This is a genomic window from uncultured Fibrella sp., from assembly GCF_964250085.1.
Classification (GTDB): Bacteria; Bacteroidota; Bacteroidia; order Cytophagales; family Spirosomataceae; genus Fibrella.
Genome location: NZ_CAXUEC010000010.1, coordinates 99,148 through 119,361, shown reverse-complemented (window position 1 = coordinate 119,361; position 20,214 = coordinate 99,148). Strand labels below are relative to the sequence as shown.

General features: G+C 54.2%; 14 protein-coding genes. 6 read left to right on the top strand and 8 right to left on the bottom strand.

Features of this window, described 5'->3' with window-relative positions:
* The first annotated feature begins 67 nt into the window (after nucleotides 1–67).
* Nucleotides 68–907, top strand: a complete 840-nt coding sequence (locus ACFE8Q_RS24950) for an SDR family oxidoreductase (RefSeq protein WP_375448168.1) — start codon at nucleotides 68–70, stop codon at nucleotides 905–907.
* Between the two features lie 29 nt (nucleotides 908–936).
* Here ACFE8Q_RS24950 and ACFE8Q_RS24945 read toward each other — a convergent pair whose 3' ends face one another.
* The 7 genes from ACFE8Q_RS24945 to ACFE8Q_RS24915 form a co-directional block, all read right to left on the bottom strand.
* Nucleotides 937–3,330, bottom strand: coding sequence for a carboxypeptidase regulatory-like domain-containing protein (locus ACFE8Q_RS24945; protein ID WP_375448167.1), 2,394 nt, complete (start codon nucleotides 3,328–3,330; stop codon nucleotides 937–939).
* Nucleotides 3,331–3,353: 23 nt separating this feature from the next.
* Nucleotides 3,354–4,529, bottom strand: a complete 1,176-nt coding sequence (locus ACFE8Q_RS24940; protein ID WP_375448166.1) for a DUF4249 domain-containing protein — start codon at nucleotides 4,527–4,529, stop codon at nucleotides 3,354–3,356.
* 95 nt (nucleotides 4,530–4,624) lie between these two features.
* Nucleotides 4,625–5,812: a PQQ-binding-like beta-propeller repeat protein gene (locus ACFE8Q_RS24935; protein WP_375448165.1), complete on the bottom strand. Its 1,188-nt coding sequence runs from the start codon at nucleotides 5,810–5,812 to the stop codon at nucleotides 4,625–4,627.
* A 79-nt stretch (nucleotides 5,813–5,891) separates the two neighbouring features.
* On the bottom strand, nucleotides 5,892–6,428 hold the full coding sequence (locus ACFE8Q_RS24930) for an ABC transporter permease (RefSeq protein ID WP_375448164.1): 537 nt from the start codon (nucleotides 6,426–6,428) through the stop codon (nucleotides 5,892–5,894).
* 31 nt (nucleotides 6,429–6,459) lie between these two features.
* Entirely contained in the window at nucleotides 6,460–10,059 is a 3,600-nt protein-coding gene (locus ACFE8Q_RS24925) for a carboxypeptidase-like regulatory domain-containing protein (RefSeq protein ID WP_375448163.1), read from the bottom strand.
* Between the two features lie 79 nt (nucleotides 10,060–10,138).
* A complete protein-coding gene (locus tag ACFE8Q_RS24920) occupies nucleotides 10,139–10,912 on the bottom strand; it encodes an SDR family NAD(P)-dependent oxidoreductase (RefSeq protein WP_375448162.1) in 774 nt (257 codons plus the stop codon).
* A gap of 102 nt (nucleotides 10,913–11,014) precedes the next feature.
* Complete coding sequence (locus ACFE8Q_RS24915) at nucleotides 11,015–12,688, bottom strand: UxaA family hydrolase (RefSeq protein ID WP_375448161.1); 1,674 nt, start codon at nucleotides 12,686–12,688, stop codon at nucleotides 11,015–11,017.
* 171 nt (nucleotides 12,689–12,859) lie between these two features.
* Between ACFE8Q_RS24915 and ade the strand changes: the two genes are divergently transcribed.
* From ade to ACFE8Q_RS24900, 3 genes are all read left to right on the top strand, one after another.
* Nucleotides 12,860–14,521 (top strand): adenine deaminase, encoded by a 1,662-nt coding sequence (gene ade, locus ACFE8Q_RS24910; protein ID WP_375448160.1) that lies wholly within the window; start codon nucleotides 12,860–12,862, stop codon nucleotides 14,519–14,521.
* Nucleotides 14,522–14,688: 167 nt separating this feature from the next.
* The gene (locus ACFE8Q_RS24905; RefSeq protein ID WP_207332319.1) at nucleotides 14,689–15,276 is read left to right on the top strand and encodes an RNA polymerase sigma factor; all 588 of its coding nucleotides are present in this window, start codon (nucleotides 14,689–14,691) and stop codon (nucleotides 15,274–15,276) included.
* A 244-nt stretch (nucleotides 15,277–15,520) separates the two neighbouring features.
* Nucleotides 15,521–16,360: an alpha/beta fold hydrolase gene (locus ACFE8Q_RS24900; RefSeq protein ID WP_375448159.1), complete on the top strand. Its 840-nt coding sequence runs from the start codon at nucleotides 15,521–15,523 to the stop codon at nucleotides 16,358–16,360.
* A 30-nt stretch (nucleotides 16,361–16,390) separates the two neighbouring features.
* Here the strand turns inward: ACFE8Q_RS24900 and moaA are convergent, their stop codons facing one another.
* Nucleotides 16,391–17,371, bottom strand: coding sequence for a GTP 3',8-cyclase MoaA (gene moaA, locus ACFE8Q_RS24895; protein WP_375448158.1), 981 nt, complete (start codon nucleotides 17,369–17,371; stop codon nucleotides 16,391–16,393).
* Nucleotides 17,372–17,646: 275 nt separating this feature from the next.
* Here moaA and ACFE8Q_RS24890 point away from each other — a divergent pair, with 275 nt between their 5' ends.
* Nucleotides 17,647–19,230: a putative maltokinase gene (locus tag ACFE8Q_RS24890; protein WP_375448157.1), complete on the top strand. Its 1,584-nt coding sequence runs from the start codon at nucleotides 17,647–17,649 to the stop codon at nucleotides 19,228–19,230.
* 85 nt (nucleotides 19,231–19,315) lie between these two features.
* A complete protein-coding gene (locus ACFE8Q_RS24885; protein WP_375448156.1) occupies nucleotides 19,316–20,152 on the top strand; it encodes an SDR family NAD(P)-dependent oxidoreductase in 837 nt (278 codons plus the stop codon).
* Nucleotides 20,153–20,214: the final 62 nt, after the last annotated feature.

Sequence of the window (20,214 nt, the reverse complement as noted above, 5' to 3'; positions counted from 1 at the left end):
TTTTAACAGACCGAAAACCAGTATACATTTTTAGTATTTAACTGAATATTTAATCATTTCACTGATCATGAACAAGACAGTTCTCATTACAGGTACGTCGTCGGGTATTGGTAAAGCGGCCGTTACTTATTTTTCACAGCAAGGCTGGAATGTGGCGGCCACGATGCGTTCGCCCGAAAAAGAAACGCTGTTGGGTACCTTGCCCAATGTCAAACTCTTCCGGCTCGACGTGCTCGACGCCGACTCTATTCGACAGGCTATTGCCGATACGATCACGGCTTTTGGCAGCATCGACGCCATTATCAACAACGCTGGCTATGGAGCCGTGGGAGCGTTTGAAGCCGCCACACCCGAGCAGGTGCAGCGCCAGTTCGATACAAATGTGTTCGGTGTCATGAACGTCATCCGCGAGATTCTTCCCTATTTCCGGGAACGGCGCAGTGGCACGATCCTGACCGTGACCTCGATGGGCGGACTGATCACGTTCCCGATCTATAGCATCTACCACGGCACCAAATGGGCAGTTGAAGGGTTCACCGAAGCCCTGTCGTTTGAATTGAAACCGTTCAACATTCGCGTTAAAAATATCGAACCGGGTGCCATTAAAACCGATTTCTACGATCGTTCGCAAGATACGTTGCAAAAGCCCGGTCTTACGGCCTACGATGAGTATGTGAAGATCACCTTCGCGAATTCGCAAAAAGCCGGCGCCGACGCGCCGGGTCCAGAGGTAGTGGCGAAAACGCTGTTCGAGGCCGCTACTGACACTTCAGACCGGCTCAGGTACGTGTCGGGCGGGGCCTCTGTCAGCTTCCTGCTGTTCATTCGTCGGCTTATTCCACTGAACTGGTTTCGTGGCCTCGTCAAGAGCGTTGTTGAAAAGGGCTACAAACCGGCGCAGGCGTAGGCGACAAGTACTAGTTGATTCGTTATCAGCTACTTGAATACGAAATTATAGGCAAGCGATGCAATGGGGGCGGCAAAAATCTGCAACTGGTAGGCGCTCGTTTTTCCGTTCTCTGTCTTGAAAAAGACCGAATACGCATTCTTACGGCCATACAGGTTGTAGATGGTAAACGCCCAGCGGCCTTCCCAACGGCGTTTCTTCATACTTGGATTGTAGATGTTCCAAACGAAATCGAGGCGGTGATAATCGGGGAGCCGCGCCTGGTTGCGTTCACCGTAGTAGGGATACTGATTATCATCAATGGTAACGTACCCAGTCGGTGCCGTATAAGGGCGTCCCGTACTGTAGGCAAAGGTGAATCCGAAACTATTGTGGCGGTCGGCGTCGATCGTTATAGCCGCGTTTACCGTGTGGGGACGGTCATAATTGGCCTGGTACCAGGCCCCGCCGTTCACGTTTTGCGACACGGCGGGGCCTTCATACACCTGGTTCATAGTGCGGGCATAGGTGTAATTGAGCCAGCCCGTTAACTCGCCTTTCTTCTTGGAAATCATCGTTTCCAGCCCGTAGGCACGGCTTTGCCCCTGCAACAACTGTGTTTCCGGGTACGGTTGCAGCAAAAAATCAGCGCCGGGTCGGTAGTCGATGATGTGCTGCGTTTCCCGCCAGTAGGCTTCCACCGTCAGTTCGTACACATTCTTATGGAAGTTCAGGAAATAACCCGCCGTAAGGAGCTGGCTGACCTGCGGCTTTATGTTGGCATCCGACGTTTTCCAGCGCGACGTGGGCAGTGGTGTAGTGGTGTTGGTGACAACCTGCAGGTATTGCCGCATCAGGTTATAGCCAAACTTCAGCGATGCGTTCGCGCCCATTGAATACCGCAGACCCAGCCGGGGCTCAAACCCGCCGTATGTCTGGCTCACCTGCCCGGCTCCGTAACGCACACTGTCAAGAATCGACAACTCATCACGTGGTTCGCCGGGTCGGTACTGGCGCACCAGCGAAGGCCCGAGTGCCAGGAACTGAGCATAACGAAGCCCCACCGACACGGCCAGTTGGGCGCTGACGTTCCGCTCATAATCGGCGTACAGGGCGAGTTCAAGCGCATTTTCGGTCGGCGTCGTAATTAAATTGACCCGATCACTTTGGCCCGGCAACAACGTACCCGGCTTGATCTGATACTGTGTACCGCTGATCCCGATTTCGAGTTTCTGGTTAGTCAGCAGGTAATTCAGATTCGATTTTACCTGTCGCTGCACTACCGACGATTCAAGGGTGACTACGTTGGTTGAATTGAGTTCGGGCGACAAAATTTTGGGTACGTAGTCGACCGACGACACGGTAGTTTGCAGGTCCGTTTTGGCCGATAACCGACTAAACCAGCGAGCCATGAGGTTCAATGTCTGGTGGTCGTATCGCGTGGCTGTGCCGTTTACGTTGGGCAAATTGGCCAGCAGGGCCGTCTGAAACAGATCTTTGCTGTAGTAGGCGGTGGCTGTCAGCGTATTTCGATCATTCATCCGCCAGAACAATTTCACCGCGCCATCGCCAAACTTGGCCCGGATGTCGGCCAGTCGATCGGAAATCCGAGGGAGCAAAAAGTCGTTGAAGGCCCCCCGGCCAGCCACCAGAATACCCAGTTTCCCCTTGATGATCGGTATATCGACGGTCAGGCGGTCAGACACAAAGCTCACGCCACCCGATAGCTGGAGTTTATCGAGCGTCGGGTTGCGCAGCGTTACGTCGAGCACCGCCGCCGTTCGCCCGCCAAACCGCGCCGGTACGTTGCCTTTGTAGAGATCGATTGTTCCCAGCACATCGGGAGGAAACACCGAGAACAGGCCGAACATATGCGTTGGGTTAAAAATCGGCGTATCATCAAGCAGCACCAGATTCTGGTCGGTGGTGCCCCCCCGAATATTCACCCCATTGGCGGCTTCGCCTACGCTTGTAACGCCCGGCAACATCTGCAGGCCGCGTAATACATCCACTTCCCCAAGGGCGGCCGGTATCTTCTTAAGTGTAGTGACATTGAGTTGATTAACGCCTAGCAACGGTTGCCGAACCGTTTCGTCGAAGCCTTTTGTGGTAACCACTACTTCTTCCAGTTGGCTGGCCACCGTGATCATGGTCACGTCCACGACCGCCCCCTCGGCCGATACGTTCACGATCTTCCGAACGGGCATGTAGCCAACCAGCCGCGCCACCAGTGTATGCTCACCCAGGCTCAGTTTAATACTGTATTTACCAGCGTCGTTGGTTGTGGTTCCGGTCAATAGCCGCCGATAGTCGATCACTACGGCCGCGCCCGCCAGGGGCCGCCCCAGCGAGTCGCGCACGGTGCCACTGACCGTATACGTTGGTTGAGCCCAGGCAGTTGTGGCCGCCACGAGAAGGCTTAGTAGCAGGAAAAGTCGGTTCATGAGCTGAGCAACGGATAAAGCAACTACTGATTCCAGCCGGGCGGCAACTGATCGGTGCGGTAGCGGCCGGGTACACAAATCGCCGACGGTACGCCCACGCCGTATTGACCTGAGAGTACTTCCACGTTAGGAATCCGGCCAGTCTGAGCGTAGAAAAGCCCCCGATAGCTACCCGTCGTTACGTTTTTCCGGTTTATTTTATATTGATTAACGGCCACCGACGATGCGGAGAAATAACCAATGACGTTCTCGGCCGGATTACTCAGGTTCTTTATATTGCCCGAAATGGGTGCAGGGGGCGCATCGGCCAACGTACCTGTATTCTGCACCTGATCGACGAAGAGTTTGTAATAGCGATAGGCATCAGGCGAAATGGACAGTTGCTCAATAACGATCAACGCAGGGTCGCGCTGGTAAATAGGGATACTGGCAATTTTCCGGCCTACCTGCCGCTGACCGTTGCTGTATATGTCGGAAAACACGTTAATGTCCGTGTTGTAAAAGATATCCCAGCAGATGCCCCGGCAGGTATAATCGAACAGATTGGTAACCGACAGTGACGGGTCTGGTACACAACCGATTACTTCGATAGGCCCCGCCCCTACCGGGCCAATGTCCCGAACTATATACCGTCCCTGTTTGCAGGTAGCGCACCAGGCTTGAATTTCGTAAAGTCGCCAGCGCCAGAGGTAAAAATTTCGGGAAGAGCCAGGGTCTGCAAAGTCGATATAGATGTCGTTGGCGGGTATGGGCGTCCCATCGGCGGTTTGTTTGGGGCCACGCAGCGTAAACTCATCGTAAGCCCGTTCAACAGGAGGCACGGCCATCATCGTTTCTTCTGATGATTCGTACTGTACGCCTTCGGCCGTCCGAAAACGCAGCTTATACCGGTTACCGACCTGCCCCCGAAACGTAGCGGGAAACAGGTACGTACCTGGCGTCGATTCATTCAGTTGCAGTGTTTCGCTACCGTTGATAACCACGTCGGCCCTGGCATTGGTAATGGCGGTACTGGCCGCCACACTATCCGGGTTCGAGCGTGAGCGATTCAACGTAATAGCCTGTTGACCAGGCAGGTCCGTAACCATTCCGCTCACCACTACCAGACTGGAGTTCAGCGATAGCTCAGGGTCATAACTGCTCACGCACCCTACCAGCAAAGCTATCAGACTAGTCAGAGAAATACGACGAATCGACATACGTTGAGTTTGAACAGGTATTTGATGCTGGACTTTAGACGCAAGGCAAGTGTAGGTGTATACAATGCTCGGTCGCCAGTAGCCACCATCATTTATTATTTTCCTCCACTGATGGTTGGGTACGTCCCCGCTATAGCAGATTTCTGGGCTAACACCGGATTTGACAGCACAACCCCGCCCGTTTGAAACGACCATTTTTGCGCACCAGTGGTTGCAACAAGGGCGTAGAAACGCATATCGGTGCTACCCACATAAACCGTTTTATGGCTCACCACCGGCGTTGAATAAATGTCAAAGTCGGTGGTGTAGGTCCAGAGTCTGGCTCCCGTTAGGGCGTTTACTGTGTAGAGCGAATGGTCACGGCTACCTATGTACACAGCGCCATTGGCCACAACCGGACTGGCCCTTATTCCTCCATTCGGTGTTGTAAACGACCATCGGCGATTACCGGTATTGGTATCGAGTGCATACAGCGTTCCATTGATAGTGGCAGCGTAAACCAGGTCGTTGGTTACTACGGGGCTAGCCTCAAACGGTGCTCCGCCCGGGAACGACCAGCGCAATCTGCCCGTAGTTGCCTCAACTGCGTAGAGCGACATGTCGTTACTGCCGATGTAAACGGTGCCATTGACAACAGTAGGGCTTGAGAGAATGTAGTTTTTGGTTGTAAATTGCCATTTAAGCAGGCCCGTGGCTGCATCGAGCCCGTATACATTACCATCCAGCCCGCCAACGTACACCATTCCGTTGGCAACAGCCGGGCTCGAAAAAAAGCCGTAATCTGATTTGTAGCCCCATAGTTGCCGGCCAGTCATGGCGTCGATGGCATATAGGGAATTGTCATTACAGCCCACAAACACCCGCCCATCTAATACGGTTGGGCTGGAATAGACCAGGCCACCCGTTTTAAATTGCCACCGCTGTTTCCCGGTTGTGGCATCGATGGCGTAGAGCGAATTTCCGTTTGTGCCCACAAACAGGAGTCCATACGCCAGTGCCGGGCTGGATTGAATCGATGTGTCGGCCCGAAAGGTCCAGCGTGGCAGGCCCGTCAGTGTATCGAGCGCGTAGAGCTTGCCATCATAACTACCGATATAGACCACGGGCAGCGTGACCGTGACGTCAACAGGCGGGGTCACAACTGGTGGAACCTCTACTTTGGGAACTACCACCTCCTCGGCCTGTCGGCAACTCAACTGACCTGCAACGAGCAACACCAGCCAGCCGTAAAACCAACGCTGACGGTATAACTGGCGACAAAGGTTTTCAGAACGTTGATGCATGACTCACTAACCCATCGGGAGGCTGGCCAATCAGGAAAGGAGAGTAAGCAAATTGATCTACTTAAATTTATACTACCAATCAGAAATCGCCCAGTTCCTGCATCCGTACGCGCAGGGCTGGCCGTTCGCCTTCGGGAACAATGAAAATAACGTCATTGGTTACCGACTCGCCATTGCGCAGCATATTACCCACACGTACCTGCACCGATGTGGTCACCACCTTCCCGTCGGGGCCTTTGGTGCTGGTGCTGTAGGGAACATAAAATTCTTTAGCTTTCAGGGTGGCGCTTTTCGAGGTCAGCCGCATACCGGTCGCGTTCAGGCAATCAAAATCGGCCAGTTGATCCTGGTACTGCAGGCCGGTGAAGGTTTGGCGGGGCATCATGATCTTGCTGCACCCACTCCGGTTCGTCACGTAGAGCGTGACTTCATAACGCCCGAACATACCTTTGCTGCCCACCTCTTTCTTACTTTCATTGCGGATGGTGTAGCCGTACTCAATGCCATTCATGACGACAGGACGGTCGGGTGGCACATCGGCCGACTGCTGGGCGCAGACTGGCGACAAAAATACAAGTAAACAGATTACCGATAAGTAGACATATAGTTGTTTCATATTGCCAAAATAGAAAAGCCGCGTTTCCCATTCAGCGTACGTTTATTAAGCGGCTAATCGACACCGGCCGACCGTAGATCGTTACTCCCTGCAAGCGTAACCGAATGGTACGGGCACTGTCTGACAGGGGAAACGTCACTGTAAATGAACCGGTCTGGCTTGTGGCTATAACTGGTTTCCAGCAAAGTACATCCCGCCAGTCGGGCCGGTATGTTGCGCTATCTGGCTGGCCAGCATACCGGGGGGTATAAAACTGCCGATCTGCCTGAAAGCCGTAGACGGTCAATTCAGGGTCCGTTTTGTCAACTGGTTTGGCCTGCCCTGCTTTTTCTGTTGCCGAAAAGAACGCGATCATGCCTCCGCCACCGCCGTTTTTGATCACGCCAATTCGTTCTATGTTGGTCAGGTTGAGCATAAGCAACGCCGTGCCTTCGTCGTTTTCTGGAATAAGCACTCCGTCGATCAGGTATTGTGGGGCAGCGGCCCGGCCCGGCGAACCAGCCCCATTTACAGTCACGGTATAGCCGCCACTGGGTTCAACGGTATTACCAGCCAGTCGTTTTCGGACCAGAACACCCGGTATTCTGCCCAACATCATCTCGTAGGCGTTCTCATAAGCGCGGGCATCTTTATCGAAAAGCACGGTTTGGGTAATGGTCCCGTAGCGGCTTATCTGCTGATCCTGAGTCCTGCTATCCGGCAGGTTGGCCTTTACAACGACTTCCTTCAATTGCCGGGCCTCCTGGCTACGATATTGATCAGGGTCACTGGCCTGGCGTTGTTGCATCCTCATTATAAACGGCCGTAAATCAGTCAGGTCCGGCAACGTACCTGGACCGGATGTTCTCGAAATTGAGGTTCCCGAACTAGTTGTTCCTGACTCCGTCGTGGCGAACTGAATACCCGGAGCATCCAGCACAACCCGCGTATTTGGGATCGGTTTAAAGGCGGCCGTCATCGCCCGGATTTGCACCGTCGCGGTATCAGCCAACAGGATTTTATCGAGAGAGAACCGCCCCTGCTGATCGGTATGGGCGGTTCGGGCGAATGAATTATTGGGCACACCGCTAAATGTCAGCAACAGATTCGCGTCTGGAACAGGACGGTCTTTCTTATCGAAAACCTGCCCTTTCAGTACCAGTCCGGCCACAGCGGGATTTACCGCGGGCTGTTTGTCAGCCAAAGATTGCCCGTTCACGCGCCGCCATCCCTGCGTTAGCAACAGATTATCCAGCGCCTGCCGCACATCCATCTGGTTGCTGCTCAGGTACTCATTCGCCAGTTCAACCCGTCCCCGCAGTTCACTTGTCAGCAACAGGTGGGTTCGGATGGTTGCCTCAACCGAATCGTCGGGCACCTGTTGCGCGTCTGTCACCACCACCGACCCAATCAAGGCCAGTTGCTCCTTAAATCCGTCGGCCACCCGCACCGAAAGCGTCACCGATTCGCGCGGTTTGTAGGTGGGCTTATCGGTTGTTATATCAGCCACGATGGGCAAAAAGCGTTCAGGAATAAACACCAGCCGTTCGGCCTGCGGATGTCCCAGCGCATCGAAAAGGGTTATCTGTGCCACACCAACGGGCAATTTCGCCGCCGATACAGCTACTACAGCCTGGCCATTCTGAAGTTGCAGCTTTGTTTTCTGCACCAACTGCCCCCGACTTTGAATAGTCAGGTAAACGGGTTGCGTGGCCAGTGGCGCCGACGCCCGAATGCGGATGCTTAGCCGGGTGCTGTCGGTAACCATGTCGGTGGCCAGCAATAGCCCGTTTGCTTCAACGACGGGCAACGTCATCACCGCCGAATCGGTCTCCCAACGTACCTGGGCCGTATAGGTCTGGTTAGCCTGTGGCACCAGTTCGATGCTGCCGATACCGACCGAATTTGTCACAAATCGACTGATCGCCGCGCCACTCTGCGACCGGATGAGGCCCGACACCGACAGACCACGCCCCCGCTGGTCGATGGCTTTAATACCCAACCGCGACGGTAACCCGGCTACCCAGCGCCCGCCTTCGGGCAAAAACTGCACATCGACCCGGCTTGAGTCTGGCCGCAAACGACTCGGTCTTATTATATCGTTGCCCAACGTCAGTCCCTTAATAATCGATAGGTTTCGCTCGAAGGCAGGGCGCTTGTTGTTCCGGTCGGCTTCTGTATACGCCCTGAGTCGATATGATCCGGTGGCCAGCGAATCGGACAGTCGAAAACTACCCGACGCCCGGCCTGCACTGACACGTACCCACTGGTGGGAAACCACCCGTCCGTCCGGCGCGATCAGGTCAACATGTAACGGCACTTCTTCATCCGTAACTGCCTGATCTGCTGGAAGCAACGTAGCTGGATCGAGTACAAAGCCACTGAACCAGATCGGATCACCCGTTACATACACGGGTTTGTCTGTATGCAGAAACAGCGCAGAAGCCATATTCTTCTGAGCGGCTGTCCAGTTTGCCGCCAACGAATCGATCAGCGCATCGGCGGGCAAAACAACACCCTGGTTTGGCGGAGTCGCCGCTAGCGTACCCGCATTTTTGGCTATTGGTTGCCAGTCGGCGGGTAGCAGCGTAGCCAGGCGGTCGGCACTTAATGCGCCCCGCATTTCCATACCGTTTGGTTGCACCACCCACCCCTCCGTAGTCACGATAGCCTGTCCTTTCGGCATGTCTATCAGCGAATACGCGTAGGGCAAATCGCGATACGGCGTTACAGCGCGTTGCCGGGTGTAGAATACTTCCAGGGGTTTACGGCTATAGAAATACCGTTCGGCTGGCAGTTCGGTGGCGGTGAACAGGCTGTCTGGTACAACGGCTTTGGTAGGCGGTTCTTTCCCAAAGCGGGCAATTGGTATCGACTGATCAGCGGGGATATCGAAGTTTGCCTCAAAAACCAGAAAACCTTCCTGCTCATACGTACCTGCCAGCAAACTGGCCAGCAGATGCCGCCCCGACCCCAGATAGGCGCGTTGCCGGTTTCGGGCCCACCGTTCGGCCTGCTCGTTGTTTGTCGGTTTCATGGCCTCAAACCGACTTGCTCCGCCATAATACGTTGCTCCCCGGAAGCTATCGAAATGGAAAAGCTGGTAGACGAGCCGATACCCCAGGGCGTTATTTTCGATCACCAGTGGCTCAGCGGCGGTCGCTTCCAGATGCCCGTCGTTCACGGTGAGGCCAACCGTTTCAATATTGGTAATCAAGCACTTATCGGCGAATGAGTTCTCGCCCAACAGCTCGCGCTTAAACTGTTTCAGCATCCGGTTATACGCAGCCGAGCGTTTAGCCGTTACCGTCACGGCCTTCAGGCCAATGGCATCAGGCTTGAGCATAAATGTGATCCGGCGATTTTTGATGTCACCCAGCCGCATTGTCTGCCGAACAGTCTCGTAGCCCACCGCCGACGCCACAATTTCGACCGTTCCCGACGGAACACCCGGTAATTGGTAGTGCCCTTCGGCATCGGCCGTTGTCCCGCGCGTGGAGGCGTTGATATACACACTCGCAAACGGCACCGCCTTATTGGTCATCCCATCCATTACCCGCCCCGCAATCGGCATCGGCACCTGCGCCCACACAACTCCAACCCGCATGAACTGGCAGAGTAGCAACAGGCATATAGCGGATCGGCGATTCATACAAGCGCGAAAAAGGTATGTTGATCAGTTACCCCAACCCAACCCGGACAAGGACCGCCCTTCCCGGTAGGGAGGGGTACTACGTACTCAGCCGGACCACGCCGCCGTCTATGGGGTAATCGGTACCGGTGATGAAGCCGGCTTCATCTGTGCAAAGGTATAGCGCCAGTGAAGCCACTTCGGCTGGCTTACCCATCCGGCCAATCGGCTGCGAAGCCGATAGTTTGGCGAACATCTCATCTTTCCGGTCGGGGTAATTTTTCGCCAGAAAACCATCGACAAACGGCGTGTGTACCCGGGCGGGTGAAATGCAGTTGCAGCGAATATTGTGCGTCAGATAATCCTTTGCCACCGACAACGTCATACTCAGTACCGCCCCCTTGCTCATAGAATAGGCAAAACGGTCGGACAGGCCTAGCGTAGCCGCAATTGACGCCATGTTCAGGATGACCCCGCCGCCGCTGGCTTTCATATATGGCAACACGGCATGCAGGCAATTATACACGCCCTTCACATTGACCGAATAGATGCGATCCAGATCGGCCTCCGTCGTGGTTTCAGCCGTACCAATGTGGGCAATTCCCGCATTATTGACCAGCACGTGAATAGGCCCGGTCGCCGCAATCTGATCAACCACCGCCTGCACGTCGGCCTGCACCGACACATCCACGCCATATGCCTGCGCCTGCCCACCCGCCGCCCGAATCTGACCAGCGGCTACTTCTGCCGCCTCCCGATTCAGTTCCAGTATGTGAATAGTAGCGCCAGCCTGCGCGAATGTCTCCGATATGGCCAGCCCGATTCCGCTGGCCCCGCCCGTAATCAGGGCGGTTTTGTTGTTGAGTGAAAACATGAATGGGATTTCGGATTGGGAATTTCGGATTTCGGATTGGTTTCGCACTGGGAGTGTTCTTGCGTCAGCCAATCCGAAATCCAAAATCCCCAATCCGAAATTTTAAAGTGATACCCCCCGTTTCCAGGGAATGAAATCGTCCTGGCCGAGTTGTTCGGCTTTGGTTAGGTACGTACCTGAGGCCAGACCAATGAGCCAATCGAGCAGGGCCGCGCCATTTTGTTCGATGGTTTGCTGGCCGTCGATGACCGGTCCACTATCAAAGTCAATCACGTCGGGCATTCGGTTTTTCAGCTTTGTGTTGGTCGAAATCTTCACCACCGGGCTGATCGGGTTGCCCGTTGGCGTACCCAGGCCCGTCGTAAACAGGATGAGGTTGGCTCCCGACCCCGCCATGCCCGTTGTGGCTTCTACATCGTTGCCGGGCGTGCAGAGCAGGTTCAGCCCTGGAGACGTAATGGGTTCGGTGTAATCGAGCACGTCGGCCACAAACGCCAGCCCGCCTTTCCGTGCGGCCCCCGCCGACTTGATGGCGTCGGTAATCAGGCCGTCTTTAATGTTTCCCGGCGAGGGGTTCATGTCGAAACCAGACCCGGCAGCTTCGGCCTGGGCGGCGTACGTTTCCATCAGGTTCATGAACTTCATGGCCCGCTGATCATCTGGCATCCGGTCGATGAGGTTTTGCTCGGCCCCGCATAGTTCAGGAAACTCGGCCAGTACGGTGCGCCCACCCAACGTACCCAGCAGGTCGGACAGGTAACCGATGGCCGGATTCGCCGAAATGCCCGAAAACCCATCCGAGCCGCCGCACTTCAAGCCCACGCATAACTGACTGAGCGGGGCAGGCTGCCGCTCGATTTTGTTAATCTCGATCAGATGCAAAAACGTATCTTTAATGGCCTGGGTCAGCAGTTCATATTCTGTACCGGCCTGTTGCTCATACATCAGCAGAGTCTTCTTGCCATGCGGGTTCTGCCGACGTACTTCTTTCTCCAGCATATCGGTCTGAAGGTGCTGGCAACCCAGGCTCAGCACAGTTGCGCCCGCCACGTTCGGGTTATTGATATAGCCAGCCAGCAGCGAACACAACGCCGCCGAATCCTGCCGGGTACCACCGCAGCCCATTTCGTGCGTCAGGAATTTGATGCCGTCTACATTCGGAAAGGGCCGACGCGACGTACCTGGCTCGTTATGAAGTGTTTTGTTCTGTTCAGGCGACACAAACGGCTCCATTTTTTTGATCACGTCGATCTGCCCATGCTGATACAGATGCAGTAACTCACGTACCTGATCGCGGTATTGATCGGACTGGGCGTAACCAAGTTCGCGCTCGAACGCGTCTTTAAGCGTCAGCACATTCCTGTTTTCGCAGAACACCAGCGGAATCACCAGCCAGTAGTTGCGCGTTCCTACGCGCCCGTCGGGCCGGTGGTAGCCCATAAATGTACGAGTAGCAAAAGCCAACGCGTCGGGGGCTTTATAGGTATAAGGCTGGCGCTGGGCTAATCCATACGGGTCGGCTTCGTGGCGAAGATTGAACGTAGTAATCACCTCACCCTGCCCGATTGGCTGCGTGGCCAGGCCCACCGTAACACCGTACATATGAACAGGTTCACCGGGTTGCCGGGCTTCGGTCACAAACTTATGTTTAGCCGCAACTCCATTGGGTACTGTATACGTATGACCTTCGTAAGTTACCTGCGCCCCCGCAGGCAGATCGGTTAATGCCACAATGACATTATCGTCGGGATGAATTTTCAGAATAGAGTCTGACATGTAATAGGAAGTTGCTCAATCGGTAAGTAAACGAAAAAGTCGCTTTACTGGGCTATATACCCTTACTCACGTACGCTAAAACTTTCTCATTACACTTGGGATTGTTGCAGGCTTTTGCCAACATTTGACCTTTAACAAGCTCCTGCTCACTGCCGGACCACCACTCGCTTTATGCTGACTGCCAATATCCTGAACCTCTTCGACAAGTCGATCTATTACGGCACCATCCATCTCGATCATGGCCGCGTAGCGCAGATCGACCGTCTTGGTCCCGAGCGCGTTGGCGAGCCGTATATACTCCCCGGCTTTGTTGATGCGCATGTTCATATCGAAAGTTCGTTGTTAACCCCCGTTCAGTTTGCGCGGCTTGCCGTTGTACACGGTACCGTATCGACCGTATCGGACCCGCACGAAATCGGTAATGTTCTGGGTGTAGCGGGTGTGGAATACATGCTCGACGATGCCGAACGTACCCCGTTTAAATTCTGCTTTGGGGCTCCCTCCTGCGTACCGGCCACGCCCTTCGAAACCGCCGGAGCCATCATCGGTGTAAACGACGTCAAGAACCTGCTTGGCCGACGGGACATCGGGTATCTGGCCGAAATGATGAATTTCCCCGGCGTACTGAACGAAGACCCCGACGTGATGCTGAAAATCGCCTACGCCAGGGCCTTCAGCAAGCCCGTGGATGGCCATGCGCCCGGCCTGCGCGGCAACGACGCCCAGCGCTACATCGACGCTGGTATTGAAACAGACCATGAATGCACCACCTATGAGGAAGGACTAGACAAAGCCCGGCGGGGCATGAATATCCTGATTCGGGAAGGCAGCGCCGCCCGGAACTTCGACGATCTGATTCCGCTCGTTGATGAGTTTCCGCAGCTTATCATGTTCTGTTCCGACGATAAGCACCCGGACACGCTGGCTGAAGGGCACATCAACCAGTTGGTGGTGCGGGCTATTCGGGCGGGCTACAACCGCTGGAACGTGTTGCGGGCGGCCTGCATCAATCCGGTGCTCCATTACCGCCTGCCCGTAGGGCTGCTGCGCGAAGGAGATGCGGCCGACTACATTGTGGTAAACGATCTGATTACTTTTCAGGTGCTTGAAACCATAATCAATGGCGAAACGGTAGCCCAACGTGGAGAAACCCTCCTGCCCGACCAGCGAAGCGAACAGGTAAACCAGTTTAACTGCTCGCCCAAAGAGCCCGCCGATTTCTGGTTGCAGGCGCATCGCCCCTACGGCCAGTTACGGGTGATTGAAGCCATTGACGGACAACTGATTACGAACGAATTGCATCTGGACGGTACCGTAGCCAAAGGTGCGTGGGTAGCCGACCCCACCCGCGACCTGCTCAAAATTGTGGTCGTCAATCGCTATGCCGATGCTCCGGTGGCAGTAGGCTTCATCCGAAATTTCGGCCTTACACAGGGCGCCATCGCCTCATCTGTTGGGCACGATTCGCACAATATCACCGCCGTGGGTTGCGACGATGAGAGTCTGTGTCAGGCCGTCAATGCGGTTATTCAGGCGCGGGGTGGTTTGTCGGCGGTGGGCGTGGTGGCGCAGGAGGCCGGTTCGTTATATATCCGCAAACTATTACCGCTGCCGGTAGCGGGCCTCATGACCGACGTGGATGGGTACGTTGTTGCCGACCAGTATACCGAACTGGATCGGTTTGTAAAGGACGAGCTGGGCAGTACGCTGGCGGCTCCTTTTATGACCCTAAGCTTCATGGCGTTACTGGTTATTCCCGCCCTTAAGCTAAGCGACAAGGGATTGTTTGACGGAAGCACATTTCGATTTACCGGCTTGGAAGTTATCAAGTGACCTATTCTCAATTAAGATCGACGATAGTAATAGTCACAAAGAGTGTACTATTTTACCCAACTACAACACTTTCCTAACAGTTGCCTCAATTTTTAGGATTATGCCGATAATTATTAGTGAAAGATTTATAAGTTTACAGTAGTCCTCTTAACTAATCTACTAACCATATGGCTCGGCAGCGCACGTCTCCCAAAATTGATGAAGTTAAGTTGTGGGACGAATTCCGGTCTGGTAACCAACCGGCTTTCGCAACACTCTATCAGGAGTACGTCAATGTTCTGTTTCATTACTGCAGCCACTTCTCGCAGGATCGTGCGCTCATTAAAGACTGCATCCACGACTTGTTTGTAGAGCTTTGGCGGCACCGGCAAAATATTGGCCCCACCACATCGGTCCGGTTTTATCTGATGGCGTCGATCAAGCGGAAGTTGGTTCGCCATATCACCGCCGAGCAGAAATTCTGTAACCCCGATGATCTTCGTCCGGGTGAAGGATTTACCGACAGTGATCGTTCGTATGAGATGGCCCTGATTCAGAACGAAGAAGACACGCACCTGAACAGTTGCCTCACCCGCGCTCTTGATCGGCTACCCCGTCGCCAGCGCGAGGCCGTTTACCTGAAATTCTACCAAAACATGGGCAACGAAGAAATCTCGAAACTCATGGATATCAACATTCAATCCGTTTACAATTTGATTTTTGGCGCATTGGGAAACCTCAAAAAACACGTATCGATTGAGCGCTTTGCGATTTGACAAGTAACTTTCCAGACTATTCCTATTCCTTCCTTTTCTGAAAACGGCGGCCCTGGTTTATAAACTGGGGCCGCCGTTTTTTGTGAGCAATAGTCGGCTAATTTATGAGGGTGTAGTCTGGTAATGCTCCATATTCTCGTTATTGCGGGGTTATTAAGGCTAAATAGCGCGAAAATTTCGTTGTCTTTATACGCCTACGGCGCCTTTGCCCATGTATTGATAGCTGACCACCCCATTGATCCCCATGCCTACGCGCCACCTGATTGCCGTTGAAAATCGTTATTGGCATTACCGCCAGCAAGGCGACATAACGGCCGAAACGGCTATTGTTCTTCTCCACACATCACCCGGCAGTTCAGCGATGTTTGCGCCCCTGTTTGCTGAACTGGGTAGCCTCAGGCCCAAGATGCGCATCCTGGCTCCCGACATTCCCGGCTACGGCGGCACCGATCCACTGCCCAATCCACCTGCTTCTCTGCAAGACTACCTCCCCTCTTTCCGGGCCTTTTTTCGGGAAATGGGCCTTCGGCAGGTTATCCTGTACGGAACAGGTACGGGTGCCCAGCTTGCCATTGCCTACGCCCACGCCTACCCCGACAAAGTAGCTAACGTATTGCTTGACAACGCCTTCCATATCGATGAAACGGAACGGCAGGCCATCCTGACTAACTCGTTTCCCGACCTTACTCCCCGCGCCGACGGAAGCCATCTGGCGAAAGTATGGCAAATGTCGACCGGATTCATGCAGTATTTCCCCTGGTTCATGACCGACGAAGCCCATCGGATCGGCCCGGTTCCTACACCTGAGCAGACCCAGCAAATGGCGATGGAATTTCTGAACGCGGGCGTCAACTACGCGCATGGATACCGGGCCGCTTTCGATCATGAACGGGCCGAAAACGTGAAACGCCTGACGGTACCAACGACTTTATTTCGCTGGCAGGGCAGCGCTTTTCTGCCCCAGATCGATGCGTTGATTGCCGAGGGCTTTCCTGCAAATGTGCAAATCACCGACACGCCCGAAACCCTGCCCCAGCACTACAAAACCGTAGCTGAAGGACTGGTAAAAGGTGTGAAACAGTAATGTTCGGACACGGCACAGCCGTCTGAGACATTAGCCCCCGATGGTAGACATGGATTCGGTGACGGGCTGGCGGTGCTTTTCGGCTTCGAAGCCGTTGAGCGGGCGGTGGGCAAATGCTTTCAGGAAAGCCGCCGTCAGCTCGGTGTCTGATGCTCCACCCCGCAACAGGGCACGAATATCGAGTACGCCATCATCATAAAGGCACGTTTTTAACATGCCCTGCGCCGTCATTCTGATGCGGTTGCAGCTTCCGCAGAACGTGCGCGTGTAGGCCGCAATGATCCCCAACGTACCCACGTAACCCGGCACCTGCCAGGTAGCTGCCGTGGCGTGCGGGGCCGTGGGGCGCTGTTCCAGATTGGGATAAAACGACCGTAACTCCTGCAAAATACGCTGATGGGTCCAGGTCAGAATGGGGTAATGGCTGCCTTCGCCATTGAACGGCATTTCCTCGATAAACCGCACGTCGATGGGTTGGGTACGTGCCAGTTCGGCCAGCGGGTATAGATCTTCAATGTTCTGCCCGTCCATAACCACCGCGTTGATCTTCACCCGAATAGTATGGGCCAGCAGTTCGTCTAACGTACCCAGCACCGCGGGTAATTCGTCGCGGCGGGTAATCTGGTGGAAACGGGCCCGGTCAAGACTATCCAGGCTTAAATTCACAGATTTTACACCGAGGCGGGCCATTTCGGCCACATGCGGCGCCGTTAGCACCCCATTGGTGGTCATGTGCAATTCGGTCAGTCCGGGAATGGCCGACAGCCGTTCCATAAACGGCATCAGACCTGCCCGCACGAACGGTTCACCACCCGTCAACCGAAGTTTCGATACGCCCATTCTGGCCAGAACAGCCACCACACGCTCCATCTCTTCGTAGGTAAGTAGCTGTTGTTTAGGCAAATACTTAATTCCACTTTCGGGCATGCAGTAAAAACAACGCAGGTTGCAGCGGTCAGTAACGGCCAGCCGCAGGTACGTTATAGGGCGATTGTGATTATCGAATAACATCAGGCAGAAAACAGAAGAACCGGCTAGAAGGTTGCCAGTTCCTTACTCTGCAAACTAATAAAATGAGGCCGTGTTTTATACAAACCATACTGAATAAACGTAACCTGGCCGCTGTTCAACCTTCTTTTGATTCACCCAGCCCGATTCCCGACTGGTAGGCTCATGCCAATTTACGGCAGTATTTCTACGATTAAGCTAAGAAAACCACCTTTGCCTCCAATTTCTGATGTGCATACCGTTTATTTGGCGTTCAAGATTCCGTTAGCCTTTACCCTATGACTTCTACCCAGCCCTGGCTCACTTTTGCCCTCGATATACCTACCCAGCGTTTGCTGAGCGACACCGTGCTTCCTGCCTACATCAATGCCTGTAGATGGTTTGCCGGAAAGGCCCGTCAGCAAGTTGGCTTTGATTTTTCAAGTATTCTACCCCTCACTACCAACGGAACAACCTACTATATGGCCATCATCGAGTCCCGTTACTCCGATGGTGATCCAGAACGGTACTTGCTCCCGCTATCATTCATTACCGATCCCATAACCAGAGGCAACGTACCTGAAAAGGGCCTTATCACCGAAGCCACATTTGGTACCCAGACCGGCTGGCTCGTTGACGCCATTTACGACGAGAATTTTCGTAATCTATTGTATCACAACATCCTGGCCAATCAGACTCAGGGAGTCATTACGTTTCAGAAGGGCAAAGGGCTGGTGGCCAGCGACGCAGTTATGTCGCGGGTACTGCCCGTCGATTCCAGCAATTCTGCACTGGTTTTCAACGAAATGTACTTCATGAAACTCTACCGGAAACTGTTCACGCTGACCAACCCGGAGGTAGAAATGGTCGCTTTCCTGACGGAAACGGGCGGTTTCGAAGCCATTCCGGCCTATGCCGGCAGCTTCACCTGGCATCAGCCCGAACAGGGAGACATTACGCTGGGAATGATGCAGCGGATGGTGGCCAACGATAAAGACAGTTGGGCTATGACCGGCGATTACCTCAACGATTTTCTGTATGCGGTGCCGAACCGGGTGTTTACGGTGAAGGAAGACGTGTTCGAGAAGGTGGCGTTACTGGGGCAGCGCACCGCCGAAATGCACCTGGCCCTGTACAGTAAAACCGACGATCCGGCTTTTCAATCCGAACCGTTCACCGACGAATACCGCACATTTCTGGCCGGGCGCTTCACCGATCTGCTCGAACGGCGCTATGAGTTGCTGGTCAACAACTATGGCCAACTCGATGAGCAGGCGCAGCGGCTGGCGTGGGTGTTTATGGAAGCCAAAGAGATGATCGACGACTTCGTGGCTGACTTCAAAAAACGGGAACTCGGCTCGTGCCGCATCCGTATCCACGGCGATTATCACCTGGGGCAGGTACTCGCCACCCAGAATGATTACGTGATTATCGACTTCGAGGGAGAGCCAGAAAGCACCATTGCCGAGCGGAAGATCAAGCATTCGCCGTTGAAAGACGTAGCGGGCATGATTCGGTCGTATCACTATGCGGTGTCGGCCAAACTGTTCAACTCATCCGAAACCCAGGGTATCGACCCCGACAAGTTGCAGGTTGTTTCCGACCGCTGGTACAAATTAATCCGCGATACGTACCTGGATGCGTATCTGGGTACGTTCGGTTCACCACACCCAATGTTTTACGACAACGGCGAAATCAACTACCTGCTGCTGATCTACCTGCTCGAAAAGGCGGTGTACGAACTGGGCTACGAAATTAGCTACCGCCCCAGTTGGGTGAAAATTCCGCTGAAAGGCATCGTCGATGTGATCAGCGAAATAGAAAAACTCCAACCCGGCGGCAGACATCGCCAAATGGCTTCGGCACCGCTGCATTTAGTGTAGAAGTTTCATGTTCCAGGTTTCAGATTCCAGGTGGCGCTGCTACATTGTAACATCTGCCGTGGCAGCGCCATCTGAAACCTGGAACATGAAACCAACTTTTGCCAACACCACCATCCTCATCACCGGCGCCGGGTCTGGTATTGGGCGCGAACTAGCCCGGCAAGCGGTGCAGCAGGGCGCGCAGGTAATTGCCACCGACATAAATGAGGCGGGCCTGGCCGAAACCAATCAATTGGTTGGCGGATCACTACGTACCTACCGGCTCGACGTGTCGGATGCGGCAGCAATTCACCAGTTTGCCTCCGACCTGACGCCCACACTAGATTCAGCTAAACGGCTGATCCTAATCAACAACGCAGGCGTTGCGCTGGCTAGCGGGCCGTTCGCACAAACGCATCTCGACGATTTCGAGTGGTTGCTCAGCATTAATTTATGGGGTGTCATCCGAATGACCAAGGCGTTTCTGCCCTTCATGCTGGAACACAACAAAGGTCATATCGTGAATCTCAGCAGTGTATTCGGGCTGGCAGGTGTAGAAAACCAGTCGGCCTATTGCACCGCCAAGTTTGGGGTTCGCGGCTTTTCCGACGTGTTGCGTATGGAACTGATGGATACCGACGTACGGGTAACCTGCGTGCATCCGGGAGGAATCAGCACCAGCATTGCCGAGGCAGCCCGACGGGGAAAAGGCAACTTCGTGACTGACGATATGCACCGACAAAGCACGACAAGCTTTGCCAAAGCGGCCAAAACAACGCCTCAGGAAGCAGCGCGTGTCATTCTCGACGGGGTTTCGCGCCAAAAAGCCCGTGTTTTAATCGGCAACGATGCCCGACAGATCGAATGGGTTACCCGCCTTTTTCCAACCAGGTACGTTGCCATGCTTCGGGATCGCATTCACAAGGCATTTGCGACGGAATAAATGTTCAAGGTCCAGGAGGCCAAAGTCGCTTTGCAGATTAGCAGAGCAGCTTTGGCCTCCTG

Excerpts from the sequence above, each read along its gene's own strand:
- ACFE8Q_RS24950 (WP_375448168.1), top strand. The coding sequence starts at position 68 with ATGAACAAGACAGTTCTCATTACAGGTACGTCGTCGGGTATTGGTAAA.
- ACFE8Q_RS24945 (WP_375448167.1), bottom strand. The coding sequence starts at position 3,330 with ATGAACCGACTTTTCCTGCTACTAAGCCTTCTCGTGGCGGCCACAACT.
- ACFE8Q_RS24940 (WP_375448166.1), bottom strand. The coding sequence starts at position 4,529 with ATGTCGATTCGTCGTATTTCTCTGACTAGTCTGATAGCTTTGCTGGTA.
- ACFE8Q_RS24935 (WP_375448165.1), bottom strand. The coding sequence starts at position 5,812 with ATGCATCAACGTTCTGAAAACCTTTGTCGCCAGTTATACCGTCAGCGT.
- ACFE8Q_RS24930 (WP_375448164.1), bottom strand. The coding sequence starts at position 6,428 with ATGAAACAACTATATGTCTACTTATCGGTAATCTGTTTACTTGTATTT.
- ACFE8Q_RS24925 (WP_375448163.1), bottom strand. The coding sequence starts at position 10,059 with ATGAATCGCCGATCCGCTATATGCCTGTTGCTACTCTGCCAGTTCATG.
- ACFE8Q_RS24920 (WP_375448162.1), bottom strand. The coding sequence starts at position 10,912 with ATGTTTTCACTCAACAACAAAACCGCCCTGATTACGGGCGGGGCCAGC.
- ACFE8Q_RS24915 (WP_375448161.1), bottom strand. The coding sequence starts at position 12,688 with ATGTCAGACTCTATTCTGAAAATTCATCCCGACGATAATGTCATTGTG.
- ade (WP_375448160.1), top strand. The coding sequence starts at position 12,860 with ATGCTGACTGCCAATATCCTGAACCTCTTCGACAAGTCGATCTATTAC.
- ACFE8Q_RS24905 (WP_207332319.1), top strand. The coding sequence starts at position 14,689 with ATGGCTCGGCAGCGCACGTCTCCCAAAATTGATGAAGTTAAGTTGTGG.
- ACFE8Q_RS24900 (WP_375448159.1), top strand. The coding sequence starts at position 15,521 with ATGCCTACGCGCCACCTGATTGCCGTTGAAAATCGTTATTGGCATTAC.
- moaA (WP_375448158.1), bottom strand. The coding sequence starts at position 17,371 with ATGTTATTCGATAATCACAATCGCCCTATAACGTACCTGCGGCTGGCC.
- ACFE8Q_RS24890 (WP_375448157.1), top strand. The coding sequence starts at position 17,647 with ATGACTTCTACCCAGCCCTGGCTCACTTTTGCCCTCGATATACCTACC.
- ACFE8Q_RS24885 (WP_375448156.1), top strand. The coding sequence starts at position 19,316 with ATGAAACCAACTTTTGCCAACACCACCATCCTCATCACCGGCGCCGGG.